This is a genomic window from Pseudomonas bubulae, from assembly GCF_900618535.1.
Lineage (GTDB): Bacteria > Pseudomonadota > Gammaproteobacteria > Pseudomonadales > Pseudomonadaceae > Aquipseudomonas > Aquipseudomonas bubulae.
This window is the reverse complement of record NZ_UYJA01000003.1, coordinates 518,741-542,375: the sequence shown is the minus strand read 5'-3', so window position 1 is coordinate 542,375 and position 23,635 is coordinate 518,741. Positions and strand designations below refer to the sequence as shown.

Here is a 23,635-nt window from a genome sequence, read left to right as displayed (position 1 = left end):
TCACCCTGGCCCTCTCCCGGAGGGAGAGGGTTGGGGTGAGGGCAAGCCGTTAAAACGCGTTACGGAAGATCTCTTCAATCTGCCCCTGATCGGCTTTGCGCGGGTTGGTAAAACCACAGGCATCTTTCAAGGCGTTGGTGGCCAGAATCGGGATGTCATCCAGCTTGGCGCCCAAATCCCGCAGCCCGGCAGGAATCTCGACATCCTTGGCCAGAGTACGAATCGCCGCAATGGCCGCTTGCGCGCCCTCTTCCGGGCTCAAACCGCGCACATCGGCACCCAGTGCATGGGCCACATCGGTCAGGCGGGCTGCACACACACTGGCATTGAACGTCTGCACATGGGGCAACAACACCGCGTTGCATACACCGTGGGGCAAATCATAGAAGCCGCCCAACTGGTGCGCCATCGCATGCACAAAGCCCAGCGAGGCATTGTTGAAGGCCATGCCCGCGAGGAACTGTGCGTAAGCCATATTCTCCCGCGCCGTCAGATTCTTGCCGTCGCTTACCGCCTGACGCAGGTTCTGGCTGATCAGTTCCATCGCCTTGATCGCGCAGGCATCGGTAATGGGGTTGGCCGCCGTGGACACATATGCCTCGATGGCGTGGGTCAACGCGTCCATGCCCGTGGCGGCAGTCAGGCCCTTGGGCATCGCCACCATCAACTCAGGGTCGTTAACCGACAGCAGCGGCGTCACGTTGCGGTCAACAATGGCCATTTTCACATGGCGCTCTTCGTCGGTGATGATACAAAACCGCGTCATCTCACTGGCCGTGCCGGCCGTGGTATTGATCGACACCAGCGGTAACTGCGGCTTGGCCGAGCGATCGACGCCTTCGTAATCACGGATATGCCCGCCATTGGTGGCACACAGCGCTATACCCTTGGCGCAGTCATGGGGCGAGCCGCCACCCAGCGACACAATAAAGTCGCACTGATGCTCCTTGAGCACCTTCAAGCCCGCCTCGACGTTGGCAATGCTCGGGTTCGGCTTGGCGCCGTCGAAAATCACCGAATCAATATCCTGCAACGCGAGCTTCTCGGCGATCAACGTCGCAACCCCCGCCTTGGCCAACCCCGCGTCGGTCACAATCAAGGCCTTGCGAAAACCATAATTGCGAATCGCAGTCATGGCTTCATCCAGGCAACCGTTACCCATAATGTTTACAGCAGGAATAAAGAAAGTGCTGGTCATGTCGAGTCCTCTTCGCGGGTCATTGGCTAATTCGGTCTCCACAGCTTCCTCCAATCACAAAGCAGCAATGTTGATCTGGCTCAACACTTGAGCGTGATAAAGTCCGCTACCGCCCACGCCTTGAGACGATATTTGCGATGACCCCCTTCCAGGAATTTGATGCCCAACTAGAAGACTGGAACCAGTTACGCACCAGCACCCCGTGCAGCGGACTGCTGATCGGCAACGGCGCCAGCATGGCCGTGTGGCATGATTTCTATTACGACTCGCTGTTTGAAAAAGCCAAAAGCGTGGCCGAAAAGCCGCTGAGCCAGACCGAACTCAGCGTGTTCGAGGCCCTCGGCACGCGCAATTTCGAACATGTACTCAGCGCCCTGAAAACCGCAAGTAAGGTCAACAAGGCACTGGCCATCAACTCGGCCTCGCCGCGCAAACGCTACTACGCAATCAAGGAAGCCCTGATCAACTGTACCCAGGACGTGCACATCCCCTGGCGCCTGATGCAGCCCGAAACCCTGGCCTGCTGGAACGAAGAACTGGCGCGCTACGCCACGGTGTACTGCGCCAACTATGACCTGCTGGCACCCTGGGCCGTGATGCACGCACCCAAAGGTTTCAACGACCTGTTCGGTACCCCGCAGGCAACCTTTGAGCCTGCCGCGGCACTGGCCAAAAGCAGGACTACACGTGTGCTGTACCTGCACGGCGCCCTGCACCTGGTGAAAAACCAGGAAGGCAAGGCGCGCAAGCTGGCAGCCAACCAACCCACATTGCTAAGCAACTTTGCGATCAACCACTCCATCAGCGCCCTGGACGACGTACCGCTGTTTGTCAGCGAAACCGGCAGCGAAGACAAGCGAAAATCCATTCGCCAGTCCGATTACCTGTCTTTTTGTCATGAGCAGTTGCTGACCCAGAAAGACGCGCTGTGCATCTTCGGCCACAGCCTGGGTGAGCAGGACCAGCACCTGATCGATGCCTTGCGCCAGGCACCGCTGAAGACCCTGTGCGTCTCGATTTACCCGCGCAGCGAAGCCTTTATTCGCTTTCAGAAAAACCACTACACAGCGTTGTTTGCCGACAAGAAGCTTGAGCTGCGCTTCTTTGATTCAAAAACCCATCCGTTGGGCGATACCAGGCACTCAGTACCTGTGGAACGGTAAACCTGTAGCCGCTGACGAGCAGCGGCAACAGGAAAAACTGCAACTGTGGGAGCGAGCCTGCTCGCGAAGGTCGTTCGCGAGCAGGCTCGCTCCCACAATAGGGTTTGATCTACAACAGAGTATCTACAGGGTTACAAGAGCACACATTCAGGTATCAAAATTTCTCTTTGATCACCGTGGTCGGGCCATTGTGCTTGACGCTGGCAATGCCCTTGTCCCGCGCGGCCTCCGAGGAGTACAGCTCGCTGGTGCCGATGATCTGGTGATTGGCCGCCTTCAGGTTGAAGTATGGCTTGCCGTCCTTGGCCACTTTCTTCTCGTAGCGCTCATCCAGCGGGCTGTTGACCTGCACCGAGGCGATCCCGCCCTTGGCCGCCGCCAGCGTGGTGTATTGCTCGCTGACCAGAATGGTTTCGGCATTCGCCGCCTTCAGTACAAAACGGAACTGCCCGCTGCTGGTCTTGCTCAACTCATACCAACCCGACATAGCCTTTCTCCCGAAATTAAAGGTTCCTGCACTTATTCAGTAAAGACCCCATGGGCTATTTATCCATTTATCGACCGGAATGAAGGAAACAGGAAATTTCAACGAGACAAATAGCAATGGTTATCGATACCATTCGCAGCTTATTTGCATCGCTGTGTCTATAAGGATCTTCATGTCTGGCCTTAAACCCGATCCGCCCGCGGCCGATCACTTTCGCGAGTTCTATACGCAAATTTTGCACTTTCTGCGCAAGCGTACCGACAACACCAGCGATGCAGCCGACATGACCCAGGATGTTTTCACCCAATGGCTGGGCTATCAGGACCGAGGCAAAATCGAACAGCCCCGGGCGTTTTTGTTCCAGATGGCGCGCAATCTGTTGCGCGATCACTGGCGTCGACAGCAAGTGCGACACGCCGCTCACGGCGAGCACAGTGAAAGTGAGGTCGAGCCCTTGAGCGATGACAGGGATGATCCGATGGTCGCAGCCCTGCGCCTGCAACGCCTTGAACAACTTAAAAGGGTAGTTGCAGAACTCTCGCCCAGGCGTCGAGAAGCCCTTATGCTGCACCGTTTTGAAGGCTTGAGTCAGGCACAGATTGCCGAACGCATGGGGATATCCGTGAGCATGGTTGAAAAGCACATTGCCCAGGCCTTGCTGCACTGCAAGCAACATCTACAGCGGGACAGCGGCAAGGAGCAGACACAATGAGCCCTTTTCACACGGCCGGTGACGACAGCATCGATGAACAGGCCGCCAATTGGTTTGCACGCAACCGCAATACCCGCAACCAAGGCAGTTGCGAACAATTCAACGCCTGGCATGCCAACCCGAGTCATGCCCGGGCCTATACCGAATTTGAATCGTTGTGGGCTGACCTGGGAGAACTTGAACAGATCAACTCGCCGGTACCCCTCCCTGCCAAGCCCCGGCGCGCACACTTTGCGCTGGCCACTGCTGCCGCCGTGCTCTGCGCCGTCTTTGCGCTGAACCTGGGCGCCCCGGTGGCGCTGCATCAACAGCAGGTCAGCACACTGGCCCAAGGCGCCCGCACGATATTGCTACCCGACGGCAGCACCCTGAACGTGAATGCCAACACGCGCCTGAGCCTGGACTTCAGCGCCCACCAGCGTGACATCTATCTGGACCAGGGCCAGCTTTACATCGAGGTCGCGGCCAACAAGGAGCAGCCGTTGGTGGTGCATGCCGGGGAGGCGCGCATACGGGTGGTCGGCACGGGGTTCGATGTACGCCGCAGTTCGCGCCAATTGGTGGTCAGCGTGGCCCACGGCGAGGTTGCGTTCATCCCAGACCCCAGGTCAGCAATGCTGCTGGGTGCACAACAACGCGCCACCTGGGACTACAACAGGGGAGCACTCATAGAACAGACGTTGAGTGCGGGCGAAGTGGCGGGCTGGCGCAGCGGCCATCTGTCCTTTCGCAATCGCGAACTGGCCAGCCTGGTGGATGAACTGGACCTCTACCGCCCGGGCCTGATTCAGTTGGCCGACGGCCCGCTGACTGGCTACAAGGTTTCAGGCAACCTGGATGTCAGCGATCCACTGGCACTGGTCAAAGCCCTGCCCGCCCTGATCCCGGTAAAAACCGTGCTGCTGGACAGCGGTAAAATCCGTATCGAACCACGCTAAAAAACATATGCGAATATTTTACATTCGCATATGTGGTTTTTTCATTTTGCTGCGTCTTCCTCCGGTCTGCGTTGCTAACGCATGTCTTTTTGGCCTTTGTTGCCACACCGGGGGATTTCATGTTTCGCGCACCACATTGCTTCTCGCATTTGTACACCCGCCCGACACTGCTGGCGGCTTGCCTGGCGATCAGCCTGCAAGCCCACGCGGAGTCGATCCAACTGCAACTGCCAGCACAATCGCTGGCCAGTTCGCTGAGCGAGGTGGCACAGCAGGCAAAAATCCAGCTGCTGTTCGACGAAGCCCTGTTACGCAACGTGAAAGCCCCGGCACTCAGTGGCACCTTCGAGCCACAGGAAGCTATCCAGCGCCTGCTCAAAGACACCGACTTCAGCCTTGTGCAGATCGATCGCACCTACGTCGTGCGGCCCCGGGAGTCCGGCACCACCACCAGCAACAGCCTGGAGCTGGGCGCAGTCAGCGTGGTCGGCAACGGTAGCGAGGTCGACTCCAGCAACGTCGGCAAGTCGACCATGACCCAGGAGCAAATCAACCGCTATCAGGCCAATAACATCCCCAGCCTGCTCGCCACCCTGCCAGGCATCAACCTCGGCGGCTCGCTCAAGCCCGGTGGCCAGACCATCAATATCTGGGGCATGGGAGAAGCCGAAGACGTACAAATGACCGTCGATGGCGCGACCAAAAGCGGCTTTGAACGCTACAAACAGGGCACGATTTTTATCGAACCCGAGCTGATCAAACGCCTGGAAGTCGAAAAAGGCCCCCACGATATCCACACCGGCAATGGCGGCTTCGCCGGTGTAGTGCACATGGAAACCAAGGACGCGACCGACTTGCTCGAAGAGGGCAAGAACACCGGCGCCATGCTCAAATACGGCTACAGCAGCAACGACCATCAACAGGTCTACAGCGGCGCTGTTTACGGTCGCACCGAAGATGGTCGCGCCGACGCTCTGTTTTACTACACCAAGCGCGACGGCGACGATATGAAGCTGGCCGGTAAAATGCCCAACCCCGGCAATGTCTACCCGGTTAACCCGCAGCGTCTGCCCAATACGGCCCAGGACCTGGACGGACAACTGCTCAAGCTCAACTTGCACCTCAATGACGAACACAGTGTGGGCATGTCTTACTCGCGCTCGAACAACTATTTGTGGGTGCCCTTCTCGGCCGTGAGTTACCCGGCGCCACCCAGCCAGGCCAACATCGACAAATTTGGTTACGACATTGCAGCGCGGCGCTACCTGTCCAACCGCTCGACGATCGACACCACCTGGTCGGCCAAATACAAGTACGAACCCCTGGACAACCCGCTGGTGGACCTGGAGGTCAAGTACTCGCACTCCAACACCGAGCAAACCGACAAGCGTGACGCCCAGGCTTACACCCAGCCCACCAGCGGCGGGCGCAAAATGGAGACCGGCTATACCGATGACATGCTCCAGGTCGAGAACATCAGCCTGTTTGCCAGCGGCCCGCTGGACCATGCAGTGACCACCGGCGTGCAATTTCGCAAGCACCAGCGTGATGTGGACATGTGGATGCCGGGCGGTATCTACGACGTCGAAAAGTACAACTACGGCCACTACCAGCCCAACTTCATGCCCCGGGGCAAGGTCGACACCAACAGCTTCTATATTCAGGACGCCATCACTTGGGGTGACTTCACCCTCACGCCGTCCATGCGCTACGACCACGTACGCAATCGCGGCCAGGAAAACGACGCGCCGTACTATAACCACCCGGAGTTGGGTCACGACTACAGCGACAAAACCTACACCGGCTGGTCGCCTCGCCTGTCGGCCTTCTGGAAAATCACCCCGAAAACCGCCCTGTTCCTGGACTACAGCAAAACCTGGCGTGCCCCGGTGATTGACGAGCAGTACGAAGTACAAGGCGTCGGCAGCCGCACCTCCAGCAGCCTGGGCCTTGATCCGGAGCGCATCACCGGCTGGCGCGGCGGCAACATCACCACCTTCGACCAGATTTTTGGCGACAACGACCACGCCCTGGTGCGCACCACCCTGTTCCGCAACACCGTCGACGACGAGATTTTCAAGGCCACGGGCGTCGGCTGCGCCGCGCAAACCCCTACGGTCAGCATGAGCGATGCGTGCGGGCCCAACATGCCCAACTACCGCAACATTGGCAGCGTGACCATCAAGGGCTTCGAAATTGAGAGCTTCTACGAATCCACCTACGTGTTCGGATCCCTGTCCTACGCATGGATGACCGGCAAACACCAAGGCGCCTATACCAACCCTTGGGGTCCCAACGTCTGGGCGCGTGACATACCCGCGCCCAAGTGGATTGCCGTACTGGGTACCAAGATCCCGAGCCTGGATGCCCGGATTGGCTGGAAGGGAGAATTCGTACGCAAGACCGACCGCTTGCCAAGCGATAACTACTACAGCAGCCCGATCAGTGCGCTGGGTGACCGCTACTGGGACCAGTTCCCCAACGACAGCTACAACGTGCAGGGCCTGTTTGCCAACTGGAAGCCGCAGCAGCCGTACCTCAAGGGCACCGAAGTCAACTTCACCCTGGACAACATGTTCAATAAAAACTATCAGCCGATGCTCAGTGGCGAAAACGCCTACAGCCAGGGCCGCAATGCCAAGATCAGCGTGACGCGGTTCTTCTGAGTTGGCTGATCCGGCAAAACCCTCTGTGGGAGCGGGCTTGCTCGCGATTCCGCCGGCACGGTGTATCTGGCCGACCGCGCCGATGCCATCGCGGGCAAGCCCGGCTCCCACAGGTGTGTACCGCTCACACCCGCAAGCGCTATTGCGGGAGAGCGCGGCTACTGTGACGTGCTACCACACTCAACTCCGGCGCCTGCACCCGGCGCTGGCTCAAGTAGCGGGTGCAGCTCACGCGCAGGAACGAGGCAAAGTTGACTACTTCGCCGCGATAATCCATCACCTCTTCATAGAGCTTGGCCACCAACTGGTTGGTGGTCATGCCATCTGTTTCGGCGATTTCGCTGAGGATGTCCCAGAACTGGTTTTCCAGGCGCAAAGTGGTGACCACGCCGCAAATACGCAATGAGCGCGAACGTGACTCGTAAAGAATCGGGTCGGCTTTTACATACAGTTCACACATGGTCACGCCCTCTGCCTACAAAGTGATTTTGGTACCCAGCAAACCCAGGAATGCCGCCAGCCACGCCGGATGTGCCGGCCACGCAGGGGCTGTGGCCAGGTTGCCTTGCACATGGGCCTTGGTCACATCGATATCGATATAAGTCCCCCCCGCCAGCCGCACTTCCGGTGCACACGCCGGGTAAGCACTGCACTCACGGCCTTCCAGCGTGCCCGCAGCGGCCAGCAGTTGCGCACCATGGCACACTGCTGCAATTGGCTTGGCCGCCTTGTCGAAGTCACGCACTAGCTCCAGCACCTTTTCGTTCAGACGCAGGTATTCCGGCGCACGACCGCCCGGCACCAGCAGTGCGTCGTAATCGCTGGCTTTCACCTTGTCAAAGTCGAAATTCAGGGCAAACAAGTGCCCGGGCTTTTCGCTGTAAGTCTGGTCGCCTTCGAAGTCGTGGATGGCAGTGCGTACGGTCTGGCCTGCGGTTTTTCCCGGGCATACCGCATGAACCTGATGGCCGACCATCAACAGTGCCTGAAACGGCACCATCACTTCATAGTCTTCGACGTAATCGCCAACCAGCATCAGAATTTTTTTCGCTGCCATGGTGCGTGCTCCTGTGGGGTAAGACCTTGGGCCAGTAAGAGTAGCCAAGGTAACCCCTGAGCGCGCGGGCGGGTAATAGCCATGTACTACGTTCCCGCCGGAGCTGCTTACAGGCTTACTTCAGCAAACCGTCTGCTTGAAGCAGGGTTTCGAGGCAGTGTTCCTGAATGTTGTAGAACGCCTTGAGTTCCTGGATTTTCACCAACAACTGCGCCGGATCGGAAGGTTCGGCACGTTTGACCGCGAGGATCATCTTGTTTTTATTGGTATGTTCCAGCGAGATAAACTCGAACACCTTGGTGTCATAGCCGCAGGCTTCGAGGTACAGCGCGCGCAGGCTGTCGGTGACCATTTCGGCCTGCTGGCCCAGGTGCAGGCCGTATTGCAGCATCGGCTTGAGCAGCGCCGGGCTCTGGATTTGCAGGCGGATCTGTTTGTGGCAGCACGGCGAGCACATGATGATTGCCGCCCCGGAGCGAATGCCCATATGAATCGCATAGTCGGTGGCAATATCACAGGCATGCAGGGCGATCATCACATCGATCGGGGTGGGTGCAAAACTGCGCACATCGCCGTGCTGGAAGGTCAGGCCCGGGTGCTCCAGACGCTGGGCGGCGTTATTGCACAGCGTGACCATGTCTTCACGCAGCTCAACCCCGGTCACCAGGCCTTCGGCTTGCAGGCTGTGACGCAGGTAATCGTGAATGGCAAACGTCAGGTAACCCTTGCCCGAACCGAAATCCACCACCTTGACCGGCTGATCGAGCTTGAGCGGTGAGCTGCTCAGGGCGTGGGAAAACACCTCGATAAACTTGTTGATCTGCTTCCACTTGCGCGACATTGCCGGGATCAGTTCTTGCTGCTTATTGGTCACACCCAGGTCCGCCAGAAACGGCCGGGTCAGATCCAGAAAGCGATTTTTCTCACGATTGTGCTCAGCCGACGGCACTTCGCGCTCTTGCTGGCTTTTGCCTTTGAACAGCGAGCTTTTACCCTTTTTGCTGTATTCAAGCTGCACTTCGTCGGTCAGGGTCAGCAGGTGGGCATTTTTGAACGCTTCGGGCAGCAGACCGGCAATGATCGCCACGCCTTCGTCCAGCGGGAAATTCTTGGTGATATCGCGGGTTTTATAGCGATATACAAAGGACAGGCAAGGCTGCTCCTTGACTGTTACCTGCTTGATGATCACCCGCTGCAATTCAGCCTCGGGGCCCACGTATTTGGCCAGCACCAGCTTGATAAAGGAATTCTGGGCCAGACCGGTTTCCAGCAGGTTCAAAAATTGCGCACGATGATCCGGCACAGACGCGGCGGTGGTAGCAGTCACTGACATTGAAAAAGGTGCCTCGGGGGTGCAGGAGGGAAAATCAGAAAACGAATGGCAGGTATTTTAGGCGTGTTGGGCGCTCAGGGCACGGGGTAATTTCATACGGGCACGGACAGTGGCGGGTATGCAGACCTTGCCAACAATTATAAATGGTTTGTGATGTGAAAAATAATTGCAGCTCATATGAGTAGAACAGTAAGAATGCCGGCCGGCGCTCATTACAAAACACACCAATCGTTAAACCGGGATATACTATATTGTCTCGATGAATGATCGTATCTTGACCGAACATCTGTCCGCCCGCACAAGCGTCTAACACAGCAATTTTAAAATCATGCAATACCAGAATTCGCTCCAACACACGGGTTAAAAAACTCCAAGGCTTATTCCCCCTCAACTCCTCAAGTCGTGACTGAACTAGCGAGCGACCCTTACCTGCAATAATACCGATTCCAAATACCACACCTGAACATGAAAAAACCGCAATAACTTAAAGCCAGGCACGACAACACAATCGCAAGGTAATTACCACCATTGTTATATCGCACCCACCACTCAATCTGCTTACGACTCACCATCAATCGAAGTTCATCATCATACACAGCCCATACAAATTCGCTCTCTCCACTAGCATCTACAGCCACCCACAACTTTTTATGCTTCTGAACATCCAACAACCTTGCATCCTCACTGGAGAACTCAACCCTGTACTTATAACTCCCTTCATCTTGCCCCACAGTAAAATACAAAAAAGCTGACGACTTCGACCGATCCAAAGGATGGGTAACATATGCGCTGCGCAGCACCAACTTTTTCGGTTCCAGCGGCACTTCCACCCTCGCATCCCACATCATCACACCAAGCCCCAGCATAAACAGGCAACTCAACGCCATCACAACCAAATCCACACGGGTCGCCACATAATCAAGCGGTATATACAAAGACAGCTTTTTCATCCTCACCTCTTGCGCACTTGATCTAAAAATAAACTTCAACACCTGACATAGCAACCCTACCGATGTAGGGGGTCCGCAAGCCCATATTAACCTTCACCCATACGGCCAATCTCCACTACTAACTCCATACGACTTCCGACACTGTACTTGCGCAGCAATGAAGACACATGATCCCGTAGCGTAAAACCACTAATACGCAACTGTTGCGCTATCTTCTTGTTCGTGCGCCCCTGCAAAAGCAAATCAAGCACTTCTTTCTCCCTGTGCGTAAGCTTCAATCCTTTTCTCCCAAACCATTTAATTTCTCACGGAAAAGCACCCTACAAAAACGCTCAAACACAACCTAGCCATCATTCAAAAAAATGACAACACAGCTTTTCACAACAATGAAAATTATAATCAGAAGAAATTTATATCGCGACCCAGCAAGAACTTACTTACGGACAGACAAGAATAAAACCATAAAGATAACTTTACAAAAGCCCGACACTTCTCATCAAAGTGTCGGAAACATCAAAGCCACTAAGAAAATGATTACAACATCACCAACCGATTCGGCAGTTGGTTGCGCGCTTGGGTTTTGGGTATGTGCTGTGCGAGCACTTCAGCGCAGGCATCGATGCAAGTGATAAAACCTTCTGCCGTATGCCCCAACGCCACGCGGCGTACGAAATCGCTGACGATAGTGCCCCAGTCACTGTCGTCCAGATGGCGGGATATCCCTTCATCCACCAGTATTTCGACATAACGTTCAGCTTCACTGACAAAAATCAGTACACCCGTGCGCCCAGCAGTGTGGTGCAGTTTTTGTTCGAGAAACTGACGCCGGGCCAGGTTACTGGCACGCCAATGCCGCACGCGGGGCGGAATCAGGCGCGTGGTTATGGCCGGGATGCGAAAGATCAGGCTAAGAAAGACAAAGCTGGCCCATTGCAGCATCAGCAGAGTGTAAGTCGCCAGGCCGCTGTTCAAGAAGTGCACCACGGCGGGCAGCACCAAGGCAATCAGGCTGGCCCATAGCAAGGGGATGTAGCTGTAGTCATCGGCACGGGGAGCCAGCACGGTGACGATTTCGGCGTCGGTGTGCTGTTCGGCACGGGTAACCGCGTCTTCGACCTGCCGTTGTTGCTCGGGGGTTAATAAAGCCATAAGTCTCGTACTCGTTAAAAAGTGAATTACCAGCCACCAGAGGCTCCGCCGCCGCCGAAGCTGCCACCACCGCCGCGAAAACCGCCACCACCGCCTCCGCCGAACCCGCCACCGCCAAAACCACCGGAGCGCGAACCGCCACCGCCACCCGAATTGCAGATGCCATAGAACTGACAGGCGGCAACCACCAGTACAAACAGGATAAATAGCAGCATCACCCCCCCGGGGTGCTCGGCCATAAAGTCGCTGCCGTCACCCTGGCTGCTGGCGTAGGCCGGTTCGGCCAGGGCCGTGCCGCCCAATACTTGCAGGATGGCACCCACACCGTCGCTGATACCTTGGTTGTAGTCCCCGGTTTTAAAGGCCGGGGTGATGATCTGGTTGATAATCACCGAGGCCTGGGCATCGGTGAGGCGATCCTCAAGGCCATAGCCGACCTCGATGCGCAACTTGCGGTCGTCGCGGGCCACGATCAGCAAGGCGCCGTTATTTTTGTCCTTTTGCCCGATACCCCAGGCACGGCCCAGTTGGTAGCCGTAGTCTTCGATGGGCATGCCCTGCAGGTCAGGCACGGTGACCACCACCACTTGCTCGCCGGTGGCCTTTTCGTGAGCCTGCAGGCTTTGCGTCAATTGCTCGCGGGTGGCGGGCGTGAGCATTTGCCCCTCGTCCACTACCCGCCCGCTGAGCGCGGGAAAGGTCAGCGCCTGGGCCGTGGCTATAAATAGCCACAGCAACAGGCCCAACCCCAGTCTTGATACGCGCATCGCTACCTCGAACGTTTGTTATCCATTGTAGGAGCGGGCTTGCTCGCGATACATGCGGCGCGGTCTGTCAGGCAAATCGCGTTGATTCCATCGCGAGCAAGCCCGCTCCCACAACAAGCTCGCTCCCACAGGGGGGGGAACGGTATAAGGCCGTTAAAACTTCACTTCCGGCGCTTTGTCGGCGTCCGGGGTGGTGGCTTCGAATGTGGAGCGCACCGGCAGGTCGCTGTACATCACCGCATGCCACAAACGCCCCGGGAAGGTGCGGATCTCGGTGTTGTAGCGTTCAACCGCGAGGATAAAGTCGCGCCGCGCCACGCTGATGCGGTTTTCCGTACCTTCTAGCTGTGATTGCAACGCCAGAAAGTTCTGGTTGGATTTAAGGTCAGGGTAGCGCTCGGACACCACCATCAACCGGCTCAAAGCTCCGGTCAGCTGGTTCTGCGCGTCCTGGAACTGCTTGAGTTTTTCCGGGTTGTTCAGCGTGCTGGCATCAACCTGGATCGAGGTGGCCTTGGCCCGCGCTTCAATCACCGCGGTCAGGGTGGCCTGCTCCTGCTTGGCTGCACCCTTGACCGTTTCGACCAGATTGGGGATCAAGTCAGAACGACGCTGATACTGGTTCTGCACCTGGGACCAGGCCGCCTTGACCTGCTCGTCGAGGGTGGGAATGGTGTTGATCCCGCACCCCGCCAGCAGACTGCTCAAGGCCAGAAGGGCGAGGGCTTTCCAGCCCGCTGCTTTAAAACTTTGTATGCCCATGCTTGCAACGCTCCGAAATAACAACATTGGGTTTATTGACCACACACCACGCCTAATATCTCCCGGCAATACTGGATTGCTCGCGGCGAATCAGCTAAAAGACTGCCTGCCATGCAGGAATACTCCGTTCTAAAGGTAGGTCAAATCTTTGATTCGAGTACTCCTGATACCTCCCCAGAACAATATCGCTGCACGAGCGTGGGTCTCCCTCGCTTCAAGTGAGCGGCTGCGCAGAAGAATCCAATGAGAAATATGTGTTTGCTGGGCATCGTCATCAGCCTGGCCAGTCACACCGCCTGGGCTCAAACCCCGGCCGCCCCGCTCCCCCCCAAAGACGTGTTCGTCGCTGAGCTGCTGAAAAAGATGAGCGTCGATGAAAAGATCGGCCAACTGCGCCTCATCAGTATCGGCCCGGAAATGCCCCGCGAGATGATCCGCAAGGAAATTGCTGCGGGCCGCATCGGCGGTACGTTCAACTCCATCAGCCGCGACGAAAACCGCCCGATGCAAGACGCCGCCATGCGCAGTCGCCTGCAGATTCCGATGTTTTTCGCGTACGACGTGATCCACGGCCACCGAACGATTTTCCCGATCAGCCTGGCCCTGGCCTCCAGCTGGGACATGGACGCCATCGGCCTGAGCGGCCGCATCGCCGCCAGGGAAGCCAGCGCCGACAGTATCGACCTGACCTTCGCGCCGATGGTCGACATCGCCCGTGACCCGCGCTGGGGCCGTACCTCCGAGGGCTTTGGCGAAGACACCTACCTGGTCTCGCGCATCGCCAAGGTGATGGTGCAGGCCTATCAGGGCGCATCCCCGGCCCTGCCCGGCAATATCATGGCCAGCGTCAAGCACTTCGCCCTGTATGGCGCGGTGGAAGGCGGCCGGGACTACAACACTGTGGACATGAGCCCGACACGCATGTTTCAGGACTATCTGCCGCCTTACCACGCCGCTATTGAGGCAGGCGCGGGCAGCGTGATGGTGGCCCTTAACTCGATCAATGGCGTGCCGGCCACTTCGAACATGTGGCTGATGCAGGATTTGCTGCGCAAGGACTGGGGCTTCAAAGGCGTGGCAGTCAGCGACCACGGCGCGATTAACGAGCTGATCAAACACGGCGTGGCCAAGGACAGCCGCGAGGCCGCCAAGCTGGCGATCAAGGCCGGTATCGACATGAGCATGAACGACAAGGCCTACGGTGAAGAGCTGCCCGGCCTGCTCAAGTCCGGCGAAGTGCCGCAGAGCGATCTGGACAATGCCGTACGTGAAGTGCTCGGAGCCAAATACGACATGGGCCTGTTTGCCGACCCGTACCTGCGTATCGGCAAGGCCGAAGATGACCCGGCCGACACCAAGGCCGACAGCCGCCTGCATCGTGCCGAAGCCCGTGAAGTGGCACGCAAGAGCCTGGTATTGCTGAAAAACCAGAACGATACCCTGCCCCTCAACAAGCAGGCGCGCATTGCCCTGGTTGGCCCGCTGGCCAAAGCCCCGATCGATATTATGGGCAGCTGGGCCGCAGCCGGTCAGCCTGCGCAATCGGTGACCGTATTTGACGGCATGCGCAATGCCATCGCCCAACAGGACAACCTGATCTACGCCCGTGGTGCCAATATCACGGACGATCAAAGCGTCGTCGACTACCTCAACTTCCTCAACTTTGATGCACCCGAAGTGGTCAACGACCCGCGCCCGGCGCAGGTCATGATCGACGAAGCCGTCAAGGCTGCGCAGCAGGCCGACGTGGTGGTTGCTGTGGTAGGTGAGTCGCGGGGCATGTCCCACGAGTCGTCGAGCCGCACCAATCTGGACATTCCTGCCAGCCAGCGCGCCCTGATTACGGCCCTCAAAGCCACCGGCAAGCCGTTGGTGCTGGTATTGATGAACGGCCGCCCGTTGTCGATCGATGTGCAACAGCAGCAGGCCGATGCCGTGCTGGAAACCTGGTTCAGCGGCACTGAAGGCGGCAACGCCATTGCCGACGTGCTATTTGGCGACTACAACCCCTCCGGCAAGTTGCCGATCACTTTCCCACGCTCCGTTGGCCAGATCCCGACCTACTACAGCCATCTGAGCATTGGCCGTCCCTTCACGCCGGGCAAACCGGGCAACTACACCTCGCAGTACTTTGATGAGGGCAACAGCCCGCTGTACCCGTTTGGCTATGGTTTGAGCTACACCGACTTCAGCCTTTCAGATGTCCGCCTGTCGGCCAAAACCCTGAAGCCGGGCGCAACCCTGACGGCCAGCGTCACCGTAACAAACACCGGCAAGCGTGCTGGCGAAACGGTGGTTCAGCTGTATATCCAGGACGTTACTGCGTCCATGAGCCGAGCGGTTAAAGAGCTGAAGAACTTCGAGAAGGTCATGCTCAACCCCGGCGAGCAGAAAGTCGTGCAGTTCACCCTCAGCGAGAACGACCTGAAGTTCTACAACGCGCAGTTACAGCATGTCGCCGAACCTGGCGAATTCAACGTACAAATTGGCCTGGACTCGCAAAACGTCCAGCAAAACAGCTTCCAGTTGCAGTAATTTCGCGTAATTGCCGGGAAGGCTCCACGCCGCCTTCCCGGCCCTTCCCCGCAACAATCCGTGCTTGACCTTTCCTATCTTTGCACCCGCCTGAAAATGCGTTCGGACAGCGCTGTTTTTTGTGGTAGGGTTCGCGCCCTCAAAATCCGGCACACAGGATTTGTCCCGGCTAAATCCGGTGACAAACGGCTAAATGCCGGTGCAGTGCGGCCTACGTGGATCTCCAAGCTTTCACACACAATTTACACACAGGGTTATCCACAGGCAGTACGTTGCACAACCCCTATAAAACGCATATCTTGTATCAGCTTCGCCAAAAAACCCCATATGTAGGGTTTTAGGCCAAAAACCCAACACAACTCAGACGAGAATTTCAAGCCCTTTTCTCGCGCCTGTCGGGTTAAATCAAACGCAGCTTTCAAAGTCCAAACCGCTTATGCGGATGGCAACCGTTTTCCAGCCCAAAGGTCGGAAAGCGGCCCGGGTGTTGCAGTAAAAATACTGTCATCCAACAGGAATACGGTTTCACGCGGTCTGCGTGAATCAAGACTTCGGCACGGAAGCGGCTTAACCCCCCCTTCTGTACGTCCCGAAGTTGTTATGCCCGGTTCATTACCGGTTGTAGTGCTTCAGGACGGAACGGTGGGCACCCAAAAGGCGCCCAAACAAACATAGAGAATGTGGAGACACCCCCATGCAAACCGATACAACTCGCGAGAACTCGCAGGGTACCGATTCAAATCTGGATCTGTCTGCGACCGCGCCAGGCCAGCTGCGCGTGATCAAACGTAACGGGGCTGTGGTTCCTTACACCGATGACAAGATCACCGTTGCCATCACCAAGGCGTTTCTCGCAGTTGAAGGCGGCAATGCTGCCGCTTCGTCGCGCATTCACGACACCGTTGCGCGCCTGACCGAACAGGTCACCGCAACTTTCAAGCGTCGCATGCCATCGGGTGGCACCATCCACATCGAAGAAATCCAGGACCAGGTAGAACTGGCCCTGATGCGCGCCGGCGAGCAAAAAGTGGCCCGCGACTATGTGATCTACCGTGACGCACGCTCCAAGGAACGCGCCAACCGCGCACCGGCCGAAGACGCCGTGCAGGCTCACCCGTCGATCCGCATCACCCGTGCCGACGGCACCTTCGCCCCTCTGGACATGGGTCGCCTGAACACCATCGTTTCCGAGGCCTGCGAAGGTCTGGAAGAAGTGGACGGCGAGCTGATCCAGCGCGAAACCCTGAAAAACCTCTACGACGGCGTAGCGCTGAGCGACGTCAACACCGCCCTGGTGATGACCGCCCGCACCCTGGTAGAGCGTGAGCCGAACTACTCGTTCGTGACCGCCCGCCTGCTGATGGACACCCTGCGTGCCGAAGGCCTGAGCTTCCTGAAAGTAGCTGACAGCGCCACCCACCACGAGATGGCTGACCTGTACGCCAAGGCCCTGCCTGCCTACATCGCCAAGGGTATCGAGTTCGACCTGCTGAACCCGGTGCTGGCCACCTTCGACCTGGAAAAACTGGGCAAGGCGATCAACCACGAGCGCGATCAGCAGTTCACCTACCTGGGCCTGCAAACCCTGTACGACCGTTACTTCATCCACCACGATGGCGTGCGTTTCGAACTGCCGCAGATCTTCTTCATGCGCGTGGCCATGGGCCTGGCGATCGAAGAGAAGCAGAAAGAAGACCGTGCCATCGAGTTCTACAACCTGTTGTCGTCTTTCGACTACATGGCCTCGACACCGACCCTGTTCAACGCCGGTACCCAGCGTCCGCAGCTGTCCAGCTGCTACCTGACTACCGTGCCGGACGACCTGTCGGGCATCTACCACGCGATCCACGACAACGCCATGTTGTCGAAATTCGCCGGTGGCCTGGGCAACGACTGGACTCCGGTACGTGCATTGGGTTCGTGGATCAAGGGCACCAACGGCAAATCCCAGGGCGTTGTACCGTTCCTGAAAGTGGTGAACGACACCGCCGTAGCCGTTAACCAGGGTGGCAAGCGCAAAGGCGCTGTATGTGCCTACCTGGAAACCTGGCACATGGACATCGAAGAGTTCATCGAGCTGCGCAAGAACACCGGTGATGACCGTCGTCGTACCCACGACATGAACACCGCCAACTGGATCCCTGACCTGTTCATGAAGCGCGTCTTCGATGACGGCCCGTGGACCCTGTTCTCGCCGTCCGAAGTACCGGACCTGCACGACCTGACCGGCAAGGCCTTCGAAGAACGCTACGAGTACTACGAAGCACTGTGCCAGTACCCGGGCAAGATCAAGCTGTTCAAGACCATCCAGGCCAAAGACCTGTGGCGCAAAATGCTGTCCATGCTGTTTGAAACCGGCCACCCTTGGCTGACCTTCAAAGACCCGTGCAACCTGCGCAGCCCGCAGCAGCACGTTGGCGTGGTTCACAGCTCGAACCTGTGCACCGAAATCACCTTGAACACCAACAAGGACGAAATCGCCGTTTGCAACCTGGGCTCGATCAACCTGCCGAACCACATCGTCAACGGCAAGCTGGACACCGACAAGCTCAAGCGCACCATCGACGTCGCCGTTCGCATGCTCGATAACGTGATCGACATCAACTACTACTCGGTACCGCAAGCGCGCAACTCGAACTTCAAGCACCGTCCGGTTGGTCTGGGGATCATGGGCTTCCAGGACGCCCTGTACCTGCAGCACATTCCTTACGCTTCGCAAGCAGCCGTGGAATTTGCCGACAAGTCGATGGAAGCGGTCAGCTACTACGCGATCCAGGCGTCCTGCGACCTGGCTGACGAGCGTGGCGCTTACGAGACATTCCAGGGTTCGCTGTGGTCCAAAGGCATCCTGCCGCTGGATTCGCAACAGATTCTGATCGAGCAGCGCGGCCAGAAGTACATTGACGTTGACCTGAACGAATCCCTGGACTGGGCACCGGTTCGCGCCCGTGTACAAAAAGGCATTCGCAACTCCAACATCATGGCCATCGCACCGACCGCCACCATCGCCAACATCACCGGCGTATCGCAGTCGATCGAACCGACCTACCAGAACCTGTATGTGAAATCGAACCTGTCGGGCGAATTCACCGTGATCAACCCGTACCTGGTTCGCGATCTCAAGGCTCGCGATCTGTGGGACTCGGTCATGATCAACGACCTGAAGTACTACGACGGTTCCGTGCAGCAGATCGAACGCATCCCGCAAGAGCTCAAAGAGCTGTATGCCACTGCGTTCGAAGTGGACACCAAGTGGATTGTTGACGCCGCCAGCCGTCGTCAGAAGTGGATCGACCAGGCGCAGTCGCTGAACCTGTACATCGCTGGCGCTTCGGGCAAGAAGCTGGACGTGACCTACCGCATGGCCTGGTACCGTGGTCTGAAAACCACCTACTACCTCCGTGCCCTGGCTGCGACCAGCACCGAGAAGTCCACCGTCAACACCGGCAAGCTCAACGCAGTATCGAGCGGCAAAAACAGTGAAGACGTTGCTGCGGCCCCAGCCGGCCCGGCACCGGTGCCAAAGGCTTGCGCCATTGACGAGCCGGATTGCGAAGCTTGCCAATAAGCTGAGCAGGCAGGCGGGTCAAACCGCCTGACCCAAAACCCCCGTTAAACCCTGGCAACAGTTGGGTTTGGCGGGGTTTTTTGTTTTTTGGGGGGAGCGAACCAACCCGACTGTGCCTTACCAGTCATTCAGCATGTGAAAACAAGCAGATTCATAAATAAATTTTATTCCGAAGCCTTTGTGTTGAACCAGACAAGTAATTTGTAGGATTTATCCTTCGCAACAAGCAGAACGTTGATAGACCTCGTGGGAAAACACCTATTAACTCCTCAAAGCAGATGGCAAATACTCACCTTATCGCGAAATAGTTAAAGCGCTAAGGGGATCGCCATGAACAATAAAGTGCAACTCAAGTCACTAACAAGCTACCTGAGCAAAACATTTTCTGCGTGCAAAACGCTCGATGATTTATGGACTGCCTGCATCAGCACAACAAAACAAGTTAACTTCGAACACTTTTCCTTCCGCATTCAATACCCAACACCTTTTACAAATCCAAAAAACCACACCTATGGAAATTACCCATTCAATCCAGACCCGCTACTTAGCACAAAGCGTGCAAACATCACATCAGGTTTCTTTAGAATTTGTACAGAACACTTAGACACATTAAGTCATCTCGAGGCACACAACACTGCCCCCTTATTCAACTTGGATGACAATATTTATTACATAACGCAATCAATACCAAAGCAGGATGGCGTGTTCGAGCACTTACTACTGGCACGAGCCCATCAAAAAATCGAACATAGAGAGATGAAAATACTGCACTTTGTGATAGAACAAATGACAGCGGAAATTCATAACTGGATGAGTAAAACAAATAGCCCTACTTCTTTGGCTGTAACACTGTCGACACGAGAGAAAGAGATTTTACGTTGGGGCGCAGACGGGAAAACGTCTGAAGAAATCGCAATAATACTTGGGCTCTCGCAAGACGCCATAAACTTTCACTACAAAACAATACAAAATAAAATAGGCACTACCAATAGAGCACAAGCCATTGCCTATGCAATTATCAAAGACTATATATAACATATTAAATAATGCCAATTGGAATACGCCCACAAGGCAAAGCAACTACAATATTTGGACCCTCTATTGACTTCAGCATTCTCGCAGGCGTACCCATGAGTACTGAAAAGCCTTCGACTCACTTTGATGCTTTCGCCTCCTGTAACTACCCCATTCATCCCCACTACTATAAGTGCATATCCCCGCCACCTCAACTTGCATACGGCCCACCCCCAAATCCTCTAGCAAATAAAGGCCATAAAGAGTGAGATCAACCCACGCTTCGTTATGACTGACAGGTGCACGACGGAGAGTAACGCCAAACTCTGATTCTGTACGAACTCTAGACCATGGCGCCTGGCGCCCCCGCCAAAGATGTCCATGCGCCTGTTCAATTGTATCAACAAGCTCCTTTCCAACCTCATAGCAACATGAATGTATGGCAGGACCTATTGCAACTTGCAAATGTTCTAACGAGATATTTTCTCGTATGAACGCAAGAAAGGAATTTTCGATTATACCTGCCGCTAATCCTTGCCAGCCGCCATGAATGGCTGCAACGAACTTATCTTTTTTTGAACCTACAAGAATAGGTAGACAGTCTGCTGTCACGATTCCTATGGGACGGGTTGTACGTGTGAAAATCGCGTCCCCAGCGATGGCACCAGACTCATCTGCATCGCCCACTTGAATGACGTTTTCACCATGCTTCTGAGCACAACAAAATAAGTTTGTGGGTTTATGGAAATTGCTGGCCGAGCCGAATGCGTGTTCCAGCCCGGGTAGAGCATTCAAATTATCAGCAAAAAAAGACATTTGAACCTCACTTAAAAGTAATAGCACGCACCTTTATGGCAACACAGGGTCTATGTATTCAATAGTAGGTGCATGGCTAGCTACCTAGACAAAGCAAAGTTAACAATTTGATTTAGTTGAGATTTCAACCTAAAGCACAACCCGTGCCACTCACAACTACCAAATCTTGTAGATGTAAATCTATCAGCCAACGTCTATAAAAACAAATATCGCCCCTACAAATCTCTACCGGGCCAATACTCGACGATGATTAGGATAGGATATGAAACGGCTAATCGAAGACTTTATGGTGCGCTGCGGAACGGCACACTTACGAGGACAACGCTGGCACTGCAACTCCCCTAAGAGAACAGTCTTGCTTATGCACGGTGCTGGCACATCCAGCTGCAAAGGTTTTTACAGTCTTCAAACATACTTAAACTCTCATAGCGTCGAAACGATTGCATTTGATTTTCTTGGGCATGGGCACACCGGCGGAAACTTGCAACATTCCAGCTTGGAAAGAAGAACCGAGCAAGCATTAGCTGTGATCCACAAACTCGACCTACAGGAAGGTCTTAATATAATGGGCTTCAGCATGGGGGCGCATAATGCACTCCATATAGCTTCACAGATCTCGGTTGCTCGCCTAGGGCTGGCGATACCCGCGATTTATTCAGAAAAGGCTGAAACCTTAAAATTTGGCCCCTCATTTTCATCCTGCATACGCCAATACCGAAGTTGGGAACACAGCAAATGCTTTTCCATCATCCAACACTTCAAGGGGAAACTGCTTATTATTTCTGCAGAAAAAGACATGATCATTCCCGCTGAAATCCCTTGCAAACTGATTGAATACGCACAAAATTGCCTCGCTGCTGAGCACCATTGTATTCGTCAAGCTGGCCACGATCTAGAAACACACTTCAGTGAATACCCACACAGTAGACATCTGGCTTTGAACAGCATTTTAAGATGGATTACATAAGACGTTGACTGGAATTCATAATGAAAAATACGTTTGATTATCTTTATATTTATTTTTCAGAAAATTATCTTACCCATGAGAGGACGAAGAAAGAATGCACTCTTATTGAACATCTTTGCAGCCTTGAAAAAGGTGACCACGTACTGGATATCGGCTGCGGCCATGGTCGAATTTCCAATGAGCTTGCTCACAGGGGCTATCGTGTAACGGGCATTGACTGGAGCCAGAACGCACTTGACTTGGCTATCCTTAACGCTCGTAAAAGCAACCTTGATATTTGATACAAAAACAAAAACTTCCTTGACACGCTCTGGAGGGAAAAATTCGACTGTGCGCTTAGTTGGTACACATCTTTTGGATACTCTAATGACGAAATTTGCAAATTGCAATTAAGCAAAATTTACGATTCATTGAAGAAAGGAGGCCGTTTTTTGATTGATCATATTAATCGTGATCGCTGCCTTAAATACCTTCCCACCTCAAGTGTTCTAGAAAGAGAAGGGAACTTTATGATCGACCACTTCGACTACAACCCTGCTCAAGGAATACTTCATGTTAGACGCCAATTTATTAAAGATGGAGAACTGAGTGAAACACCTTACAACATCCGACTATTGACATTCACAGAAATCAAGGAGTGGATGCTACACGCAGGATTTAAAAATATAGAGGGCTATAATAATAAGGGACAACCTTTTAGCGTTGACAGCGAAAGAATGATCCTAACAGGCGTGAAATAACTTATGAGAATTATATTTTCGGAGTCAAACCCTGACTACAAAAACTATACTTTTCCTTACGCTGTTTGGGCCATACCTGAATCACAGGAAGAAATCGTTGAACTCTATGACCGCGGCTTTTTACCTTCACGCAAACCGAGATTCTATTTAACCCGAAGCACAAGAATTACCCTGAAAAGATTTGAACTTACCTATAGAGCTCGACGAACGCTCAAAGCCTGTCAAGATATAGAAATGACGCTTATTAATATCAGCGATTTCGTTATCGACAAGAGCATCCGTGAATTATGCCTACAGTGTGCGGAACAGCGATTTGGGGAAGGAGTGATTAATGAACAGCGACTTAACCGAATCATCAATCCGGAAAATGCGACGCACATCATGCACTTCACCAGGAAAGAGAAAACTGTCGGCCTAGTAACAATTAACACAGCTCCTAAAATAGCACACTATAACTTTGCCTTCTATGACATTACCGAACCAAAAAAATCGCTAGGCACGTTCATGCTGACCGCAACAATTAATTACTTTCACAACCGTGACTGCAACTACCTTTACATGGGCACATGTTACGGGAAAAAATTCTTGTATAAAGCACACTTTGAAGGGTTCGAGTTTTTTAACGGCGCTCAATGGTCATCTGACATGAACGAACTGAGCTTTTTGATGGAGCGCCCTCACCAACCGAATCACTTATTTGAGTCATCCGATTATCTGAATACATTCCATCCAATAACGCTGGATATTGACGTACACGAGACAGGCTTCCGTTACATTACTCAGGCGCATAGCGCCTGACGATTAAAGGCGCAC

General features: G+C 54.8%; 22 protein-coding genes. 11 read left to right on the top strand and 11 right to left on the bottom strand.

Annotated elements, in window-relative coordinates; all coding sequences use genetic code 11:
- Positions 1-49 precede the first annotated feature (49 nt).
- A complete protein-coding gene (gene yiaY, locus PPTH39_RS13545; RefSeq protein ID WP_095001802.1) occupies positions 50-1,198 on the bottom strand; it encodes an L-threonine dehydrogenase in 1,149 nt (382 codons plus the stop codon).
- 137 nt (positions 1,199-1,335) lie between these two features.
- Here yiaY and PPTH39_RS13540 point away from each other — a divergent pair, with 137 nt between their 5' ends.
- Positions 1,336-2,361, top strand: a complete 1,026-nt coding sequence (locus tag PPTH39_RS13540) for a DUF4917 family protein (protein WP_130872078.1) — start codon at positions 1,336-1,338, stop codon at positions 2,359-2,361.
- A 154-nt stretch (positions 2,362-2,515) separates the two neighbouring features.
- Here PPTH39_RS13540 and PPTH39_RS13535 read toward each other — a convergent pair whose 3' ends face one another.
- On the bottom strand, positions 2,516-2,848 hold the full coding sequence (locus tag PPTH39_RS13535) for a YegP family protein (RefSeq protein ID WP_095001804.1): 333 nt from the start codon (positions 2,846-2,848) through the stop codon (positions 2,516-2,518).
- A 172-nt stretch (positions 2,849-3,020) separates the two neighbouring features.
- Here PPTH39_RS13535 and PPTH39_RS13530 point away from each other — a divergent pair, with 172 nt between their 5' ends.
- The 3 genes from PPTH39_RS13530 to PPTH39_RS13520 all read left to right on the top strand — a co-directional run bounded on the left by PPTH39_RS13530 (position 3,021) and on the right by PPTH39_RS13520 (position 7,164).
- Complete coding sequence (locus tag PPTH39_RS13530; protein WP_130872077.1) at positions 3,021-3,560, top strand: RNA polymerase sigma factor; 540 nt, start codon at positions 3,021-3,023, stop codon at positions 3,558-3,560.
- Positions 3,557-4,498, top strand: coding sequence for a FecR family protein (locus tag PPTH39_RS13525; protein ID WP_095038651.1), 942 nt, complete (start codon positions 3,557-3,559; stop codon positions 4,496-4,498). The genes PPTH39_RS13530 and PPTH39_RS13525 overlap by 4 nt, the downstream gene beginning before the upstream one ends.
- A 119-nt stretch (positions 4,499-4,617) precedes the next feature.
- On the top strand, positions 4,618-7,164 hold the full coding sequence (locus PPTH39_RS13520; protein WP_130872076.1) for a TonB-dependent receptor: 2,547 nt from the start codon (positions 4,618-4,620) through the stop codon (positions 7,162-7,164).
- Positions 7,165-7,303: 139 nt separating this feature from the next.
- Here PPTH39_RS13520 and PPTH39_RS13515 read toward each other — a convergent pair whose 3' ends face one another.
- The 8 genes from PPTH39_RS13515 to PPTH39_RS13475 all read right to left on the bottom strand — a co-directional run bounded on the left by PPTH39_RS13515 (position 7,304) and on the right by PPTH39_RS13475 (position 13,182).
- Positions 7,304-7,624, bottom strand: a complete 321-nt coding sequence (locus tag PPTH39_RS13515) for a ribbon-helix-helix domain-containing protein (RefSeq protein ID WP_095026575.1) — start codon at positions 7,622-7,624, stop codon at positions 7,304-7,306.
- A 15-nt stretch (positions 7,625-7,639) separates the two neighbouring features.
- On the bottom strand, positions 7,640-8,221 hold the full coding sequence (locus PPTH39_RS13510) for a DJ-1/PfpI family protein (protein ID WP_095001809.1): 582 nt from the start codon (positions 8,219-8,221) through the stop codon (positions 7,640-7,642).
- A gap of 115 nt (positions 8,222-8,336) precedes the next feature.
- Positions 8,337-9,554 carry a class I SAM-dependent methyltransferase gene (locus PPTH39_RS13505; protein ID WP_130872075.1) on the bottom strand — a complete coding sequence of 406 codons (1,218 nt, stop codon included), beginning with the start codon at positions 9,552-9,554 and terminating at the stop codon, positions 8,337-8,339.
- A gap of 425 nt (positions 9,555-9,979) precedes the next feature.
- Positions 9,980-10,504, bottom strand: a complete 525-nt coding sequence (locus tag PPTH39_RS13495) for a hypothetical protein (RefSeq protein ID WP_130872074.1) — start codon at positions 10,502-10,504, stop codon at positions 9,980-9,982.
- Positions 10,505-10,590: 86 nt separating this feature from the next.
- Positions 10,591-10,782 carry a LuxR C-terminal-related transcriptional regulator gene (locus PPTH39_RS13490; protein ID WP_130872073.1) on the bottom strand — a complete coding sequence of 64 codons (192 nt, stop codon included), beginning with the start codon at positions 10,780-10,782 and terminating at the stop codon, positions 10,591-10,593.
- Positions 10,783-11,038: 256 nt separating this feature from the next.
- Entirely contained in the window at positions 11,039-11,653 is a 615-nt protein-coding gene (locus tag PPTH39_RS13485; RefSeq protein WP_095001813.1) for a TPM domain-containing protein, read from the bottom strand.
- Positions 11,654-11,679: 26 nt separating this feature from the next.
- On the bottom strand, positions 11,680-12,420 hold the full coding sequence (locus PPTH39_RS23790; RefSeq protein WP_130872072.1) for a TPM domain-containing protein: 741 nt from the start codon (positions 12,418-12,420) through the stop codon (positions 11,680-11,682).
- Positions 12,421-12,573: 153 nt separating this feature from the next.
- Positions 12,574-13,182, bottom strand: a complete 609-nt coding sequence (locus PPTH39_RS13475; RefSeq protein WP_095001815.1) for a LemA family protein — start codon at positions 13,180-13,182, stop codon at positions 12,574-12,576.
- A gap of 243 nt (positions 13,183-13,425) precedes the next feature.
- Between PPTH39_RS13475 and bglX the strand changes: the two genes are divergently transcribed.
- The 3 genes from bglX (at position 13,426) to PPTH39_RS13460 (ending at position 20,320) form a co-directional block, all read left to right on the top strand.
- A complete protein-coding gene (gene bglX / locus PPTH39_RS13470; RefSeq protein WP_130872071.1) occupies positions 13,426-15,717 on the top strand; it encodes a beta-glucosidase BglX in 2,292 nt (763 codons plus the stop codon).
- A gap of 694 nt (positions 15,718-16,411) precedes the next feature.
- Positions 16,412-19,285 (top strand): ribonucleoside-diphosphate reductase subunit alpha, encoded by a 2,874-nt coding sequence (locus tag PPTH39_RS13465; protein WP_130872070.1) that lies wholly within the window; start codon positions 16,412-16,414, stop codon positions 19,283-19,285.
- Between the two features lie 330 nt (positions 19,286-19,615).
- Positions 19,616-20,320, top strand: a complete 705-nt coding sequence (locus tag PPTH39_RS13460) for a LuxR C-terminal-related transcriptional regulator (RefSeq protein WP_130872069.1) — start codon at positions 19,616-19,618, stop codon at positions 20,318-20,320.
- A 72-nt stretch (positions 20,321-20,392) separates the two neighbouring features.
- Here the strand turns inward: PPTH39_RS13460 and PPTH39_RS13455 are convergent, their stop codons facing one another.
- Positions 20,393-21,115 carry a purine nucleoside phosphorylase YfiH/LACC1 family protein gene (locus tag PPTH39_RS13455; RefSeq protein ID WP_130872068.1) on the bottom strand — a complete coding sequence of 241 codons (723 nt, stop codon included), beginning with the start codon at positions 21,113-21,115 and terminating at the stop codon, positions 20,393-20,395.
- Between the two features lie 262 nt (positions 21,116-21,377).
- On the opposite strand from PPTH39_RS13455, the gene PPTH39_RS13450 reads away from it, so the two are divergent.
- From PPTH39_RS13450 to PPTH39_RS13435, 4 genes are all read left to right on the top strand, one after another.
- On the top strand, positions 21,378-22,082 hold the full coding sequence (locus PPTH39_RS13450; protein WP_130872067.1) for an alpha/beta hydrolase: 705 nt from the start codon (positions 21,378-21,380) through the stop codon (positions 22,080-22,082).
- Positions 22,083-22,102: 20 nt separating this feature from the next.
- Positions 22,103-22,363, top strand: a complete 261-nt coding sequence (locus PPTH39_RS13445; protein ID WP_130872066.1) for a class I SAM-dependent methyltransferase — start codon at positions 22,103-22,105, stop codon at positions 22,361-22,363.
- Between the two features lie 150 nt (positions 22,364-22,513).
- Positions 22,514-22,822, top strand: coding sequence for a hypothetical protein (locus tag PPTH39_RS13440; RefSeq protein WP_130872065.1), 309 nt, complete (start codon positions 22,514-22,516; stop codon positions 22,820-22,822).
- 3 nt (positions 22,823-22,825) lie between these two features.
- A complete protein-coding gene (locus PPTH39_RS13435) occupies positions 22,826-23,620 on the top strand; it encodes a hypothetical protein (protein ID WP_095021379.1) in 795 nt (264 codons plus the stop codon).
- Positions 23,621-23,635 lie beyond the last annotated feature (15 nt).

Coding starts and splice junctions, on each gene's coding strand:
- yiaY (WP_095001802.1), bottom strand. CDS start 1,198: ATGACCAGCACTTTCTTTATTCCTGCTGTAAACATTATGGGTAACGGT.
- PPTH39_RS13540 (WP_130872078.1), top strand. CDS start 1,336: ATGACCCCCTTCCAGGAATTTGATGCCCAACTAGAAGACTGGAACCAG.
- PPTH39_RS13535 (WP_095001804.1), bottom strand. CDS start 2,848: ATGTCGGGTTGGTATGAGTTGAGCAAGACCAGCAGCGGGCAGTTCCGT.
- PPTH39_RS13530 (WP_130872077.1), top strand. CDS start 3,021: ATGTCTGGCCTTAAACCCGATCCGCCCGCGGCCGATCACTTTCGCGAG.
- PPTH39_RS13525 (WP_095038651.1), top strand. CDS start 3,557: ATGAGCCCTTTTCACACGGCCGGTGACGACAGCATCGATGAACAGGCC.
- PPTH39_RS13520 (WP_130872076.1), top strand. CDS start 4,618: ATGTTTCGCGCACCACATTGCTTCTCGCATTTGTACACCCGCCCGACA.
- PPTH39_RS13515 (WP_095026575.1), bottom strand. CDS start 7,624: ATGTGTGAACTGTATGTAAAAGCCGACCCGATTCTTTACGAGTCACGT.
- PPTH39_RS13510 (WP_095001809.1), bottom strand. CDS start 8,221: ATGGCAGCGAAAAAAATTCTGATGCTGGTTGGCGATTACGTCGAAGAC.
- PPTH39_RS13505 (WP_130872075.1), bottom strand. CDS start 9,554: ATGTCAGTGACTGCTACCACCGCCGCGTCTGTGCCGGATCATCGTGCG.
- PPTH39_RS13495 (WP_130872074.1), bottom strand. CDS start 10,504: ATGAAAAAGCTGTCTTTGTATATACCGCTTGATTATGTGGCGACCCGT.
- PPTH39_RS13485 (WP_095001813.1), bottom strand. CDS start 11,653: ATGGCTTTATTAACCCCCGAGCAACAACGGCAGGTCGAAGACGCGGTT.
- PPTH39_RS23790 (WP_130872072.1), bottom strand. CDS start 12,420: ATGCGCGTATCAAGACTGGGGTTGGGCCTGTTGCTGTGGCTATTTATA.
- PPTH39_RS13475 (WP_095001815.1), bottom strand. CDS start 13,182: ATGGGCATACAAAGTTTTAAAGCAGCGGGCTGGAAAGCCCTCGCCCTT.
- bglX (WP_130872071.1), top strand. CDS start 13,426: ATGAGAAATATGTGTTTGCTGGGCATCGTCATCAGCCTGGCCAGTCAC.
- PPTH39_RS13465 (WP_130872070.1), top strand. CDS start 16,412: ATGCAAACCGATACAACTCGCGAGAACTCGCAGGGTACCGATTCAAAT.
- PPTH39_RS13460 (WP_130872069.1), top strand. CDS start 19,616: ATGAACAATAAAGTGCAACTCAAGTCACTAACAAGCTACCTGAGCAAA.
- PPTH39_RS13455 (WP_130872068.1), bottom strand. CDS start 21,115: ATGTCTTTTTTTGCTGATAATTTGAATGCTCTACCCGGGCTGGAACAC.
- PPTH39_RS13450 (WP_130872067.1), top strand. CDS start 21,378: ATGAAACGGCTAATCGAAGACTTTATGGTGCGCTGCGGAACGGCACAC.
- PPTH39_RS13445 (WP_130872066.1), top strand. CDS start 22,103: ATGAAAAATACGTTTGATTATCTTTATATTTATTTTTCAGAAAATTAT.
- PPTH39_RS13435 (WP_095021379.1), top strand. CDS start 22,826: ATGAGAATTATATTTTCGGAGTCAAACCCTGACTACAAAAACTATACT.